At 59.8% G+C, this 13241-nt stretch carries 13 protein-coding genes and 3 pseudogenes; 7 read left to right on the top strand and 9 right to left on the bottom strand.

What is annotated here, in order from left to right; translation table 11 throughout:
- Window positions 1-113 precede the first annotated feature (113 nt).
- Window positions 114-422, bottom strand: a pseudogene (locus VQ042_RS22335) (IS66 family transposase); the annotation flags it as partial.
- 191 nt (window positions 423-613) lie between these two features.
- On the opposite strand from VQ042_RS22335, the gene VQ042_RS22330 reads away from it, so the two are divergent.
- Both VQ042_RS22330 and VQ042_RS22325 read left to right on the top strand, forming a co-directional pair.
- Window positions 614-1216: a GNAT family N-acetyltransferase gene (locus tag VQ042_RS22330; protein ID WP_331822501.1), complete on the top strand. Its 603-nt coding sequence runs from the start codon at window positions 614-616 to the stop codon at window positions 1214-1216.
- 48 nt (window positions 1217-1264) lie between these two features.
- Window positions 1265-3034 carry an adenylate/guanylate cyclase domain-containing protein gene (locus VQ042_RS22325; protein WP_331822500.1) on the top strand — a complete coding sequence of 590 codons (1770 nt, stop codon included), beginning with the start codon at window positions 1265-1267 and terminating at the stop codon, window positions 3032-3034.
- Here the strand turns inward: VQ042_RS22325 and VQ042_RS22320 are convergent, their stop codons facing one another.
- From VQ042_RS22320 to VQ042_RS22295, 6 genes and pseudogenes are all read right to left on the bottom strand, one after another.
- Complete coding sequence (locus VQ042_RS22320; RefSeq protein ID WP_331822499.1) at window positions 3035-3976, bottom strand: hypothetical protein; 942 nt, start codon at window positions 3974-3976, stop codon at window positions 3035-3037.
- Between the two features lie 95 nt (window positions 3977-4071).
- Window positions 4072-5343 carry a hypothetical protein gene (locus VQ042_RS22315; RefSeq protein ID WP_331822498.1) on the bottom strand — a complete coding sequence of 424 codons (1272 nt, stop codon included), beginning with the start codon at window positions 5341-5343 and terminating at the stop codon, window positions 4072-4074.
- Between the two features lie 35 nt (window positions 5344-5378).
- Complete coding sequence (locus tag VQ042_RS22310; protein ID WP_331822497.1) at window positions 5379-6215, bottom strand: TfuA-like protein; 837 nt, start codon at window positions 6213-6215, stop codon at window positions 5379-5381.
- Window positions 6212-7399, bottom strand: a complete 1188-nt coding sequence (locus VQ042_RS22305; protein WP_331822496.1) for a YcaO-like family protein — start codon at window positions 7397-7399, stop codon at window positions 6212-6214. Before VQ042_RS22305 ends, VQ042_RS22310 begins: the two co-directional genes overlap by 4 nt.
- A 116-nt stretch (window positions 7400-7515) precedes the next feature.
- A pseudogene (locus VQ042_RS22300) lies at window positions 7516-7785 on the bottom strand (integrase core domain-containing protein); the annotation flags it as partial.
- A gap of 4 nt (window positions 7786-7789) precedes the next feature.
- Window positions 7790-8380: pseudogene (locus VQ042_RS22295) on the bottom strand (IS30 family transposase); the annotation flags it as partial.
- A gap of 439 nt (window positions 8381-8819) precedes the next feature.
- On the opposite strand from VQ042_RS22295, the gene VQ042_RS22290 reads away from it, so the two are divergent.
- Window positions 8820-9179: a hypothetical protein gene (locus tag VQ042_RS22290; protein WP_331822495.1), complete on the top strand. Its 360-nt coding sequence runs from the start codon at window positions 8820-8822 to the stop codon at window positions 9177-9179.
- Between the two features lie 113 nt (window positions 9180-9292).
- Here VQ042_RS22290 and VQ042_RS22285 read toward each other — a convergent pair whose 3' ends face one another.
- Complete coding sequence (locus tag VQ042_RS22285) at window positions 9293-9760, bottom strand: hypothetical protein (protein ID WP_331822494.1); 468 nt, start codon at window positions 9758-9760, stop codon at window positions 9293-9295.
- Here VQ042_RS22285 and VQ042_RS22280 point away from each other — a divergent pair.
- From VQ042_RS22280 to VQ042_RS22270, 3 genes are read left to right on the top strand one after another with little or no spacing between them, the layout of a single operon-like run.
- Window positions 9722-10828 carry an AAA family ATPase gene (locus VQ042_RS22280; protein ID WP_331822493.1) on the top strand — a complete coding sequence of 369 codons (1107 nt, stop codon included), beginning with the start codon at window positions 9722-9724 and terminating at the stop codon, window positions 10826-10828. The genes VQ042_RS22285 and VQ042_RS22280 overlap by 39 nt on opposite strands.
- 19 nt (window positions 10829-10847) lie before the next feature.
- Window positions 10848-11033 (top strand): hypothetical protein, encoded by a 186-nt coding sequence (locus VQ042_RS22275; RefSeq protein ID WP_331822492.1) that lies wholly within the window; start codon window positions 10848-10850, stop codon window positions 11031-11033.
- A 20-nt stretch (window positions 11034-11053) separates the two neighbouring features.
- Complete coding sequence (locus VQ042_RS22270; RefSeq protein WP_331822491.1) at window positions 11054-11677, top strand: metallophosphoesterase family protein; 624 nt, start codon at window positions 11054-11056, stop codon at window positions 11675-11677.
- A gap of 365 nt (window positions 11678-12042) precedes the next feature.
- Here the strand turns inward: VQ042_RS22270 and VQ042_RS22265 are convergent, their stop codons facing one another.
- Window positions 12043-12267 carry a hypothetical protein gene (locus VQ042_RS22265; protein ID WP_331822490.1) on the bottom strand — a complete coding sequence of 75 codons (225 nt, stop codon included), beginning with the start codon at window positions 12265-12267 and terminating at the stop codon, window positions 12043-12045.
- Between the two features lie 410 nt (window positions 12268-12677).
- On the opposite strand from VQ042_RS22265, the gene VQ042_RS22260 reads away from it, so the two are divergent.
- Window positions 12678-13145, top strand: coding sequence for a MarR family winged helix-turn-helix transcriptional regulator (locus VQ042_RS22260; protein ID WP_331822502.1), 468 nt, complete (start codon window positions 12678-12680; stop codon window positions 13143-13145).
- The last annotated feature ends 96 nt before the right edge of the window (window positions 13146-13241 follow it).

Below are 13241 nucleotides of genomic sequence, written 5' to 3'. Positions count from 1 at the left end.
CGCGGACTCGAGCGCAATCAAATCGCGCAGCGCGGTCGCCGACAGGCTCTCCAGATCGGGTGTCTGGCCGCTCTCCAACATGGCTGCAGTGTAGCCACCAGGGCCGCTCGGCGTATGGCCCCGGTGAGCGGAGCGTGGTGCGACAGGCTTGCCCGCTCGGTGCGCATCCAGTCTTCCAGATCGGCCAGAACGGCCACGCTCTGCTCCCGCCGAACCGCCAAGCGCGCTTCGGCAGGGCGGCCATTCTCCTCGCGTTCGATGTCGAACAGCGCGTCAATGCGCTTGACCGCCTCCAGTGCCAGCGGCGAGATCGGCGCCGCGTTCTTCCCCCGCCGGGTGCTTTTGGCAATGGCGGCGAGTTCGAAGAACTTCTGTCTCGAATGAGACCAACAGAGCGCTTCCGTCACCGGACCGGGACTTCGGCCTTGTCTCAAAACAGCCTTGCTAATCATCGCCCCTCGCAAAGGTTGCGAGAGGGAATCTGGTTTGCTGGAGGCCTTTCTGACTGGAGCTAGCGAGTCACCACCAGCGAGGCGGGGAGGTGCGCTTCATAGTGCGCGGGTGATTGATCCGGATATGTGTTACTCTAACATGCCGTTAATGGATCAAGCGCATGACCGCGACTTTCTTCGCGCGCCCAATGGAACCGGACGACTTAGATTCGCTCGGCTCCTGGCTCCTTGACCTGGACGATCTCGCGCTTTTTGACCGCTCACTGACGGTCACGCCCGGTCGCACTGCCATTCGAGAAATGTGGGAGTCGGAACTAGCCGGTGGTCGCACCCCGACAGCGTGCTGGTTTACTGTCGTGACGAACGAACGGGCTCCGGTGGCCGTTGGCGGGCTATCGTCCGTCAAGTACGCTCATGGCGATGCCATGCTAGCAATGTTCGTGTCCAAGCCGGCTCGGGGAAAAGGCCTCGGGCTTCATTTTGGCTCCTTGCTCTTGGACATCGCCTTCGATCGTCTGCGCCTCCGCCGGCTCACAACCTTCTTTCGGTCGGATAACGAGCGGACAGAGAGGCTCGTCATGCACCTCGGCTTTCGCGACGAAGGCCGAATGCGCGAAGCTTGGTTTGCCAAGGGCCGGGCATTCGACGCCGTAGTCGTCGGCGTACTACGAGACGAATGGTATGCAAACCGGCTCGCTCTACAAGCGAAGATTGGATGCGACCAGAGAATCAAGCTCGGAGCGGTGGAAGAACACACACCATAAGCTGATCACGGTGACGGCTATTGTTAATTGCGGTGAGGCGGCTGGGCAGTGAAGTCACGAGACCAATCGGAGGGACCGCGGCGGCGGCTCGGGGCAGCCCTGTTCGCGGACATTGTGAATTACGCCGACTTGATGAGCCGGGATGAAATCGGTACCCACGCGGCCGTAATAGCTCGCCTGCGCCTGCTAGGCCAGATTGGCGAAAAACATCGCGGCGAAGTTGTCCAACGGCTCGGCGATGGCATTTTCATGCTGTTCGACAGTGCCGTCGACTGCGTCTGCTTCGCAATGCAGGCGCAAAATGCCATGCAGTCTGAGAATGCCGGCGTTCCGTCGGAGCGGCACATCGTCTTCCGGATCGGCATACATTGCGGTGAAATCCTTTTCGACGACGAGGGAATAGGCGGCGACACCATCAACATTGCTGCTCGGATCGAGTCACTGGCCCCGCCGGGATCAATCGTATTGACTTCTACTGTGCACGAGCAGGTCCGCAATAAGGTAACAGCCGGTTTCGAATATCTCGGACCTAGAGTGCTGAAGAACATTGCCGAGCCCGCGGAACTCTTCCTGCTCCGCGAGGACAGCGAGCCCACTGCGATGACACCGGCGTTGCGTGTAGGGAGGCCGGATCGCGTGGCGGCGATGCGCGGTCAATCTGTAGTCATCTTGCCATTCAAGTTTGACGGCAAACCAGGTTCGGAGAACTGGCTTGCCCACGGGCTTACTGAAGACATCACGACGAACTTGTCGCGCTTCCATAACCTCTTCGTGATCGCGCGCAACTCCGCCTTCGTTTACCGCGAGAAAAAAATCTCGCCGCTCGATGCCGGACACCTCTTCGGCGTGCGCTACGTGATCCATGGCACTGTACGGCGCTCTGGCAAGCGGATCAGGATCACGATCCAGCTTGTCGATGTCATTCGCGACCGAACCATCTGGGGCGAGCACTATAATCGCAATCTCGACGATATCTTCGAGATCCAGGACGAAATTACTCGGATCGTCGTCGCGGCGATCGCCGTTCAGATCGAAGCATCTGAGCGCGAGCGCCTGCGGAGTGTTCCGCCATCCGATCTGCGCGCTTACGGTTTTGTCCTACAAGGCCAGCAGCACTCCTTTCAGTACCGCCGCGAAGAAAATCTCATCGCTCGCCGGCTTTACGACGCCGCGCTTCAGGCCGATCCGCTCTATGCGCGTGCGCTGGCGGCAAAGTCTCGCACGCTCAACCTCGATTGGCGCTACAACTGGGGCGAGGATACGACTGGCGCCTTGGATGAAGCGCTCAACCTAGCCCTTTCAGCGACGCTTTCCGACGAGACAGACGCGCGGGGATTCGGAGAGTTGGGGTACGCGCATCTCTACCGCAAAGAGCACGACGCGTCGATTAGCGCTTACCGTCGTGCGCTACTGCTCAATCCAAACGATGCAGATCTGATGTCCGACATGGCCGACGCCCTCGCGCATTCGGGCCAATCGGAGGAAGCCATCGCGCTTCTGGAAAAGGCCATGCAGCTCAATCCATTCTTCCCGGACCAGTACCTCTGGCATTTGGGCGGAGCATATTACAAACTCTACCGCTACGACGAGGCTATGCAGGCTATCCAGTCAATGCAGAATCCCACCGAAGGGCGCCGTGTCCTTGCCGCCTGTTATGCCCAGTTGGGCAGACTCGACGATGCCCGCTTTGAAGCTGAGAAGGTGCTGAAAGCCCATCCTGGTTTCCGCGTCGAGCATTGGGCGAATGTATTGCCGGATCGGCTACAATCGGACGTGGAGCACTTCGTTGAAGGGTTGCAGAAAGCTGGGCTCCGTTGATCAGTCACTCGCGTCGCCCCGTCGGCCCGACAACCGCACACCGCTCACCATAGCGCCGGAAACCTTCGCGCCACTCACCATGGCGCCGCTAACCATCGCCCCGGCCACCTTGGGGCCACTAGCACCGTTGGTGTCGCCAAAGAACATGTTGAGCAGCACCTGCTCGAACATTCCTGTGTCGACATCCATTCTAATCGTGTAGTCGGCCTTATCGTAAGACCAGACTTTCAGTTCGTCGGCGTAGTCAAAATCAGCGGCTGCCAACCCAGTAAGCGACGGGTCTCCGGGCGCTCGAGCTCGATTTGCCATACCCTTCTTTCCCGTTCTGTATTCAGTAGCCTCGACTCCCTCTCCATGGACGAGAAATAATACAGGACGAGGCAGATCGTAATAAGTACCCTCGTAGCTAAATCCGTAGACGCGGGCAAAGCATGCAGCGTCACTGGACAACTGGTTCTGCAAAAACTTATTGGCACTCGAACTTCGTGCGGGAGACGGTTTATGACTTTTGTCTTTCTGAGCAGATAAATGAACAAAAGCCGTCGGATTACCAGTTGCAGGATTTATATTTTCAATTCGCCAAGAAGTCGTCTTATTCGTCTTTCCGAGTCTTACTCTTATTACCATGCCCGCTTCATATTCAAAGCTTTCATCAATGTCCAATCGAGGCAAATTGGTGTTATTGTCTTCAGAATTCGCAGGAACGAATTTGTACACGCCAAGTTCATTTGAGTCGGACTGATTCTTCAGCAGAATCCGATACTTAGATTTCAGCTTGATTTCGTCCACGGCAACAGTTCCCGTGAACGCGAGGTTGTCCACACTCGCTACGTCCACCCATTCGAAGTGTGAAATCGGGGTCGGTGGATCGACGATATCCAGATCCTCAACCACCCGTCCAAATAACAGAATATTGGAGGGACTGAGCAGCGTCTCTGTCATCTCGGCCTCCTCTTGTGCCCGGCCTAGACAAGATGCGCTGGCCGCCTGCGCCTCTTCAAGTATAACTATGAAAATTGTCACTGAAAAGAGAGATATCAGCTTTTTCTGGGCACCAATGTGCGAACTGACCCAGCATGGCTATCACTGCCGAAGGGCTGCAACTGCGGCCCGACCTCGACCCAACCGATGTCGCGTAAGTCGAAATTACCGCGAATTAACCGTAAGAATCTACCTCCGTTGAGTTGCCGATCGACCTCCAGGAAAACCTCTGCGACGTCCACATAGTTAAGGTCGTCTTTCTCAATAAGGTCCCAAGTCGTCGCCAGATAGGTTCCGAGTATGTCGCGCGCTCGTAGCAGCGCCATCTTGAACCCGTCTGGGTCGCGCGCAAACGCATCGTCGAATAGACGCTGCATGAACGACGTGTAGTGAGGCGTAGCAAGTAGTTTGTCGGACATTTCTTCTAATGATGGGGTGATTAGCTCTCGCGCCAGAAGCTCCTCGTGGAATATGTCGACCAGAATATCAAAGAACGCGCCCGTCAGCGGCTGCGACAGGTCGTGCTCCTTCTTCCAGCCACGCGAGAACTCTGAAAGGCGCCGGTCGTTTGAGGAAAGTCGGATTTGTTCGTCAGGCGACAACTCGGCCATCCGGCTCACCTGGTTCAGCGTATAAAGGTTGCCGCGCGTCGTCAAAAGCAAGTCATCGACGACCGAGTTGAAGTGCAGTGAGGATATCAGCGAGACGAGGTCAGCCGCCGATTCGTGAAAACCGAAATACTCGCCGGTCGCCGCCTCGGGATCAGGTACACCAAGCTCGCTGTAGATGATGGCATGACCAACTTCGTGGGCAATCACGTCGAAGTTCAGGCTGTAGGGCACAAAACTCTCGCCCTCTCCGTGGCCGCCGACCTCAATGAACCCATAGCCGGCATATGCGTTCTGCAAACTTGGCAGTATCGACAATTCCAAACGCGGGAAATCGCGTCCAAACTGCCAGCGTATCGGGCGGCGAAAATAACTTTCCCATACGTCGATGACGAAGCGCACGGTGCCGAAGAGATGCGCCATTTCGAACTGCTTGGTACCGGGCGGGAGATAGTCGAAATGCCCCTCTGCGTCCGGCAGCGCTGGCAGATAGATGGGGCCGTGCCAAGGTGGCAGGGAAAGCGTATTGTCCTTTAGATCCATGCTGATCCCATACGGCTGGCGCTTGCCGATCGGATAAACCGTGTAGGCGCGGTGGTCCGCAGGACCTGGCCCCACCTGTCGGGCGGGCGTCGCGATTTGTACCGTCTCGGGTGCAACCTCCGCCGCGGCAAAGCTTGCCTGCGGAAAGAGCCTGAAGCGCGTGCCGCATATCGCCAAGTCGGCCTCCTGACGCTGCTGTCCGCTTGCTCGCTTTAACGGCCCGTGCGTTGCGGCGAATTTAACACCGCATCGTCGAGCAGGCTAGCCAACGTCTCGCGCCCGCGCCAGGCTGATCGGCTCGGCCGGGTGGCAGGCGCGCTCTCCTCGTTCCAACCTGCCAATGCCCGGTCCCATAGGAATGTTGGCTCGAAGTCGTGGTTGACGCGCGGCAACGCATCACGGCCGCAAAGTTCCGCTACCAACGCGACCATCGCGAGCGCGTCCTTGCGCTTTTGGTCGACGCGCCCAGCCGGTAGCCAAGCTTGGAAGCGCTCAACATCGGACGCGGACGCTTCTGAAGTAGCAATGCCCTGCATGATATTTGGCCAGGTCCGTGCCTTGTAGAACAGGGCGATTGCACTGTGCATCACTGCTTGCACGGTGCAGGGACCGAGGATTCCAGCCTGCTGCGCCGCACTAACTGTAGCGCGGACATTCACCAACGGTTCGGTAAGCGGCAGATAGCCGACCTCCTCTGGCCCGTGCAGGAGCGCGACTTCGTCGTCAGCTTCGAGCTTGCCGCTTTGATAGTCCTGATAGATGCGGCCGACCCCGACCATGCCGTAGGTGTCGAGTTCCGCTGCTCTGAGCGCCCCCATACTCGCTGCTCCGAAGACCGGTATCCCGAGAGACAGCGCCCAGAGGATCTCCTTGTGCCAGACTGCCAGAACCCCCTCGAAGAAGCCGTCGGCGAGCGCAATTGCGGCAGGGCGCAACTGGGCTGCACGAAATACATCGCCATGCCGCGCTGGCGGCTGCCGATCGAAAATAGGCGGCAGCGGCCGCTCCAAGCCAGCCAGTGAGGGCCCAGCGAAAAGCACGACGCTCATTGCCGCTCTGCCGCGGCGCGAGCCCGAGGGCCCGGTACGTAGCCGGGGTCATCGTGCGGCGCCTCAAGTCCCGGCACGATTACCCGCACCACCGGGATGCCAACGCCGGGCTTGTCGAGGTGAACCGCGACTGCCCCTTTCATACCGCACGCAGCAAGGCAGTCTAGCAAGTAACTCACCTCATCCTCCGGTCCAGCATTCTCAAAAGACGGCGCTATGTTGTAGTGGCGGGTCGGGAGGCTATCGGCAAGGAGCCGCTTGACCGACATACTCTTTCCCATCAGACCACGCGGCGTAAACTCCGCAGGCGTGAGATCATCGCGAGAGCCGGTCACATATGTGAGACGAGTCTGCGCTGCCTCGGTTAGCGCCCGAACCAGCGCGATATGCCGCCGGGGATGCGTGCCCGAACCAAGCCCGATGTGGCCGAGCCCTGCCACACCTTCCCAGATCAGGCAAAGAAAGCTCGCCACAGCGACGTCAGTTGCTACATCCCATACCGCCGCTTCCAGTCCGGCGTCGCGGATTTTTCCGCAGGTGGCCGCGGCAATGGGATGGTCAATCGAAGCGAGGTCAATCCGCGTCTTTGCCCGCGCCTCCGCGGACTGCGTCGACCAGACTGCCACCGCATCCCGCTCGATCACCTCGCAAAGGGCGCTGCGGAGCGCCGTGGCGTGCGTCGCTCCAGAGGCTAGTCCATTGGTGCTGGCCGGAAACAGCCCATATCCTGGCTTGACCGGCTCGGCATAGTCGGCATGCACCATTTCGAAGGGCAGGAGCAGCTTTCGTCCTGAGCCGAGTTCTACCCCCTCCACCCAAAGTAGCCTGGCTTGCGGTGAGCGCGCCTGGCCAGCGACCTGCGGCAGACGCGAGACGTCGACGGCGTGTCCAGACGCGGTGACGTTGGCGATGCTGTCCAGCGTCAGCGGTAGCGCGATGTTTTCAGCGTGCCAGACCTCGACCGCCTCCATCAACGCGGAGATCTTCGCGCTCGTGAGATCGACCCCTTTGCCTTGTGAAACGCTCACAGATCTGGCGGCAGGGCGGATCGCGAGCGCCACAGGGATGCCAATTCGATCGAGGTTCGTGACATCTGCGAGTCGGGTAATTCCAAACTCCGCCATCCTGCCCACAAGCGTGTTCAAAAACTTGGCCTTCGTGGTCAGAAGTATGGTCTCACGCATGCTTCTTGCTCGACGAATAGGGCTATCGCGGCACTGTAACTCACATCTAAACCACACACGCCCGGGTGTTCCCGGAGACCGTTTCGCTTGAGTCCTACGTGTCGATCGGCATGGCTTCAATAGGCGGCTTCCGCCTCGGCGGGCGGGATGTTGCCGATCGGCTCGATGAGCCGGCGGTGATTGAACCAATCGATCCATTCGAGGGTGGCGAACTCGACGGCTTCGACACTGCGCCACGGCCCGCGGCGGTGGATCACCTCGGCCTTGAAGAAACCGGTGATCGTCTCCGCCAAGGCGTTGTCGCAGGAATCTCCGACACTGCCGACGGACGGCTCGATGCCGGCCTCGGCCAACCGCTCAGTGTAGCGAATGCTGACATATTGGGCGGATTCAAACCGTCGTCGCAACGGGATTTGTTTCAGTTGTCTTTAGCCATTGGTCAAGGGCTTCGGCGGGGGTCTTCCAGCCGAGAGTTTTGCGCGGCCTGGCGTTGAGGGTCGCAGCCACGGCGGCGAGCGTTTCTGCGGTATGCATGCTCAGATGAGTTCCCCTTGGGAAAGTATTGGCGCAGCAATCCGTTCGTATTTTCGTGGGTGCCGCGCTGCCAGGGGCTCTGGGGATCGCAGAAGTAGATCTGGACGCCTGTATCGATCGTGAGCCTAGTCTAGCGTGCTGGGCCATTTCAGCTCCTTGATCCCAGGTCAAGGAACGGCGCAGTTCCTGCGGCAGTGCTACGATGGTGCGGGTGATTGCATCACGGACGGCCTCCGCCCCGTGCCCCGCGAGCGCTGGACCATTCTTGGCTCGCGGCCCGTCATCGTGGCCTTCAAGCCGCGGGAGATGCAGCAGCATCGTGAAGCGCGTCGTGCGTTAGACGAGCGTGCCGATCGCCGAGCTTTCCAGCCCAAGAATGAGATCGCCTTCCCAGTGTCCAGGAATTGCCCGATCGGACGCTTCAGCCGGGCATTCGCTGATCACGCTCTCGGCAATATCGCCGCCTACCTGTAGATGACCCGAGAGGTGCTCATGAAGGTCTACGGCCACGAGCATCCAGACGCCGACCATGATATCGGCAAAGCGTTAAATTCGCGTGCTGCGCGACGACGAAAAGTCGGGTAATCGTCGGGCAGCCAAGTTTTCGGGGGCGGGTTCCTCACTGGAACCCCTGCAGTATATGGTGGGCGCGACAGGGATTGAACCTGTGACCCCCTCGGTGTGAACGAGGGACGCTCGTTCCACTTTCCAGCATTTGCAGGGGTCGGGGGTGTGGCCGCATACCCCCATGTTCTCGTCCTGTCCGCCCGTTTCCGTCGTCATCGGTCGTCGTAGAACGGATGTTCTCGCCAGGCTTCAGCCTCGCGCCGGGTTCTGCGATGATCATGACCGCGACCACCACCTGGGCGAATGGAGGCCCCACGACATGAACGACGACGACAAATCCACGAAACCCGATTTCGTCCCTTACGACGCGACCAAAGCCATCGCGCTGGTGAAAGCTGTCTTCCCGCGATCGACCGCGGAAAGCCTTCAACGGTCGACGATGGTGCCGATGAGACAAGTGACGCGCTGGCTCAATGGCGATTCCCGGATCCCGCCCAGGCTGCTCGAAAAGCTCGAGCACCAGCTCGCTTTGAAAGAGGTGTTCGATGACCGCGTCCGCACGGTATACGCAGACATGCGTGAGGAATTCGGGTTCGTCCGCCAGGTCGCGAGGTCGTGCATGCTCGAACTGGCCCACGACGACGATTTCGAAGATTTCGAAGATTTCGAAGACTTGTGACGAAATCTCCGGATAATCGTTAAGCGATCTTAACCCCTCGCTGATACCAGAGACGCTTCCAGACGGAACACAGGCGAATCAGGCCCTCCGTCGAATCTGGAGTGCGTTGCATGTCAAAGAAGCTTGCCCGGCTCGTCGGGAATCGCCGCCCTCACAGCGAGGGACAGACCTTCTCCGGCGACGACGAAGATCTCGGCATCCAGTCGCTCGTCGAAGACGCACGAATCCCGACCCTCAAAGCAATCTTCCTCGCGAATCCTCAATTGCAGGTGCCTGAGAGGATGTCGGACCGGCGCCGGCTGGTCGCCATCCGCGCCAATGAAAACTGGGAGCGGTCGGCCCGTTGGGCTGCGCGGACGTATTTCTCGGGCATCGCGCACGAAGTTCAGGGCCCGTCGCTCGACGTGGCGGCCCGCGAGATCGATGTCCACGAGGTCCTCAAGGCGCTGGGCCACAACAACGTCCTGCTCCAACTCGGGCCCGACGACGTTATTCCCGACGTGTTGTCGCGGATCTCCTCCGCCGAGATCGACGCGACTAGGGTGACCGAGGCCCACATGACGGAAGTCCTCCGTCAGCATTTCGGCACTCCAACCGACTGGTGGCCTGTCGGATGGGACCCGCTCTCGTTCGATTGCGTGCACATCGATCTCGCGATCGAACAAGCGAATTTGCCGTCCGACTTTCTCCAGATCCTCGCGATTTTCCGTGCCGAAGCCGTCGCCCCGGACCCGGAGCCGGTGATCCCGGAGGACGAGGACGCCGACTGGAAGATGCTGCCGGAGCCGACCGGGCCGACCGCCCGCGTCCTCTCCTTCGGTTCGGTCGTCGCGAAAACGCAGGCCACCAAAGGTCTGTGGACGGCTTGCGAGAAGATCGTGAACGCGGACTTGCCGCTCCGGACGGTCTACAACGATCCGACCGCGATTCTCCTGGAGCAGTGGCCGCATGCCAGTGACGTCATCCGCCGGCTGCTTGCGGGAATCAGCGTTGGCGACGTCGTGAAGCTCCGTCCCACACTGCTTGTCGGCGCGCCTGGTACCGGCAAGACCAGTCTCCTCCAGGCGATCGCGGCGCTCCTCGATGTCCCTCATTTCGTCTTCCCGTGTGCCAGCAGCAGCGACAACGCTTTCGGGGGAACGCCGGCGCGCTGGCATTCCGCACAGCTGTCGACCCCCGGTGAGACGATCAGGCAGCACGGCGTCGCGAATCCACTGGTCATCCTCGACGAAATCGAAAAGGCCGGCCGCCATTTCGAAAACGGCAGCCTTGTCGACGCACTCCTGCCTATGCTCGAGACGCATACTGCGAGCGAGTATTACGAGACGGCCCTCGATGCGAAGATCGATCTCAGCCACGTGTCGTTCGTCGCCACGGCCAACACGCTCTCGATCCCGGCGCCACTGCGGGACAGGTTCGATGTGGTCCGGATGCCCGATCCCGGGCCCGAGCATATCGGTCCTCTCGCGAAGCGGATCGTCGACGATATCCGGAGGAAGAGGGGACTCGTCCCAGGCATGATCCCGCCGATCGCTCCCGACGAAAGCGATCTCCTGGAGAAAGCCTGGCGTGGCGGCTCCCTCCGGCAGCTGGCGCGCATCGTAGAGACCCTGGTCGACAACCGCGACCGGCTGGAAATTCGAAACTAAGGGCGATGGAGGCCTACCAATGTTGATTGTGATCCCGAAGCATTTGCAGCAGAGGCTGCGTGAAATCGAGGAGAGGGAGGGCATCCCTCCGAATGATTTCGTGGCGTCTGCGCTGGAAGTCTGGACGATTACAGATGACGAGATGCGTAAAAGTATCACTCTCAATGTAATGCGATGGAAGCTTCAGAGCATTAAAAGGCATTAGCATTGGCGAAGGAGGCCACAATGAGCAGGATTTTCTTTACCGCAGACCACCATTTTGGGCACGCCGGCATCATTGATCTGTGCGGTCGGCCGTTCAAGTCAGTCGGGCGCATGGACAGCGAGATGGTGAAGCGCTGGAACGCTACCGTCGGCCCGAATGACGAGGTCTGGCATCTCGGGGACTTCGCTTACAAGATGCCCGTCGACGACGCCGAGAAGATCTTTGGGATGCTGCACGGCCGCAAGCACCTGGTTGTCGGAAACCACGACAAGCCGGCAGTCAGGAACTGGGGCTGGGAATCGGTTCACGACATCAAAGAGATCGCCGTCGACGGCAAACGGGTCGTCATGTGTCACTATCCGCTCGCCGAATGGTCCGCGTATTATCGCGGCAGCATCCACCTCTTCGGACACGTCCACGGGAATCGCTTGGTCGCCGGCGCCGTGGATGTCGGTGTCGATTGCTGGGACTTCCGGCCGGTGACCCTCGACGAGATCCTGGCGGTCCGGACGCCGACCCCGACGATTGGCCGCAAGCTCGAAAATTGGGAGCGGGCATACATCGAACGGGCGAAGGAAGAAGCCGAGGGGAAAGCCCTTGGTGACGTCATGCAGCAGCGGGTCGACCGGGCCGGCTGCCAGTGATCCTATTACGCTGATGTTCCTGTTTCGGATACATCAGCGTAATAGGCCGCTCCTACCCATGCCCTCCGTGCGCGCCCGATCCGGAGTAATCGCACCGCACCGATGCCCGGATCCGACAGACCAGATGCTCGGCGATCTAGCGCCTGTCCTCGTCGTAATCTTGGCAGCTGACCGCCGGCCGCTTCACCGCAATGCGGAGCCTCAGATCGACGGGGATCTCTCCAATCGCGAGGGCGATGATCGTAGCATGTGAGTGTCCGTGATGCCTGCGTCAGGCTGGAGGACGCCTAGCGGTCTAGTGTAGCGAGATCGAACTGGACAAAGAGAAGCCTCCGATTCTGGTGAACCGATGTTCTTGGTTTGATCTAGCTAGACCAGGCGAGCGATTCTGTAAGGATCTGTGCTGCCCTGTCTCGAGTGGCCTCAGGTTCGTGGGGCGGGACGATGCTGCCGGTTTCCAGTTTGCTGTCGATCGCCACATGGATAGATGCAAGTTGGATCGCGAGATCGACGGCGACGTGCTGCGGTTGCTCACTATTGAGGTTCTCAACAATTGCGCGTGGATGCGCGAGTTCGCTTGTCGTCGTCATTCTATCCCCATTTCTGCAGCCATCCGTTCTTCGCGGACGATTTCACCGCGCCGGTCGAGACCGACCATTCCGCCCTTGCCGACGTCCAGTCAGAAATTGGCGTCCGATCGGAACAGCGCGAGGGTCAGCGCGATGACCCTGTCAGAAGACTCCAGAATAGCACCGAAACCTTATCACTTCGTCTTCGATTTCGCGGATGTGGTCCGGCATCCAGGTTGCCGGGGGCCTCCGCTGGGCGTCGCGACGGCCTGCGTCCTGAACCGGCCACCGACATCGAGCCAGAACCCGCATCCCACCGATAAACTGCGAGCGTAGGGCGAAACCACGGATACCCGACATCGGAACCCTATGGATGCTCTGTTGTTGTCATGTCGACATGCCCAAACTTCGGCGATCAGGAGGGAGATTTGATGTACCGTGCGTCAGAGACTGCCCCGGTGTCGCCGGCCAGCGTCCATACCGTCGTTGAGATGCTGCGCGTTGCGAAGCTCACTCGACAGTACATGCAGCTTGCAGTTTGGGAGGCCGGGTTGCACGCCGGTCAAGACGAACTCCTCGACGTCCTGGCCGACACCCCCCTGAGCTTCTCCGCCGTGGCTGACCAAGTCGGCATCCGCTCGGCGACGCTCTCGAAAATGATCGATAGAATGGTCGAGAAGGGCCTCGTCGAGCGCGTGAAATCCCTGGACGACCGGCGAAAGATGGACGTCGTTCTCACGCCGGAGGGCGCGGAAGTCCAACGCCTCGTTCGAGCAATATGGGAACGGACAGAGCGAGAGGTCTTCGGCGAGCTGTCGAGTTCAGAAATTCAGCAAACTTTGGAAAGCCTGACGACGCTCCACAGCCAACTGAAAGTGCGACTTCGTCGGCTTCGATAGAAGGATTGGCGACAAGGTCGGGGTCGTGTACCCATTCGTGGTGTAGCTCGGCGGTAGCGTCGCCGATCTCGTCCGCGCCCTTCATCGCGCTGTAGG

The organism is Aurantimonas sp. A2-1-M11, assembly GCF_036549475.1.
Lineage (GTDB): Bacteria > Pseudomonadota > Alphaproteobacteria > Rhizobiales > Rhizobiaceae > Aurantimonas.
This window is presented reverse-complemented; position numbering and strand designations above follow the sequence as displayed.

Coding starts and splice junctions, on each gene's coding strand:
- VQ042_RS22330 (WP_331822501.1), top strand. CDS start 614: ATGACCGCGACTTTCTTCGCGCGCCCAATGGAACCGGACGACTTAGAT.
- VQ042_RS22320 (WP_331822499.1), bottom strand. CDS start 3,976: ATGACAGAGACGCTGCTCAGTCCCTCCAATATTCTGTTATTTGGACGG.
- VQ042_RS22310 (WP_331822497.1), bottom strand. CDS start 6,215: ATGAGCGTCGTGCTTTTCGCTGGGCCCTCACTGGCTGGCTTGGAGCGG.
- VQ042_RS22305 (WP_331822496.1), bottom strand. CDS start 7,399: ATGCGTGAGACCATACTTCTGACCACGAAGGCCAAGTTTTTGAACACG.
- VQ042_RS22290 (WP_331822495.1), top strand. CDS start 8,820: ATGAACGACGACGACAAATCCACGAAACCCGATTTCGTCCCTTACGAC.
- VQ042_RS22285 (WP_331822494.1), bottom strand. CDS start 9,760: ATGCTGACGGAGGACTTCCGTCATGTGGGCCTCGGTCACCCTAGTCGC.
- VQ042_RS22275 (WP_331822492.1), top strand. CDS start 10,848: ATGTTGATTGTGATCCCGAAGCATTTGCAGCAGAGGCTGCGTGAAATC.
- VQ042_RS22270 (WP_331822491.1), top strand. CDS start 11,054: ATGAGCAGGATTTTCTTTACCGCAGACCACCATTTTGGGCACGCCGGC.
- VQ042_RS22265 (WP_331822490.1), bottom strand. CDS start 12,267: ATGACGACGACAAGCGAACTCGCGCATCCACGCGCAATTGTTGAGAAC.
- VQ042_RS22260 (WP_331822502.1), top strand. CDS start 12,678: ATGTACCGTGCGTCAGAGACTGCCCCGGTGTCGCCGGCCAGCGTCCAT.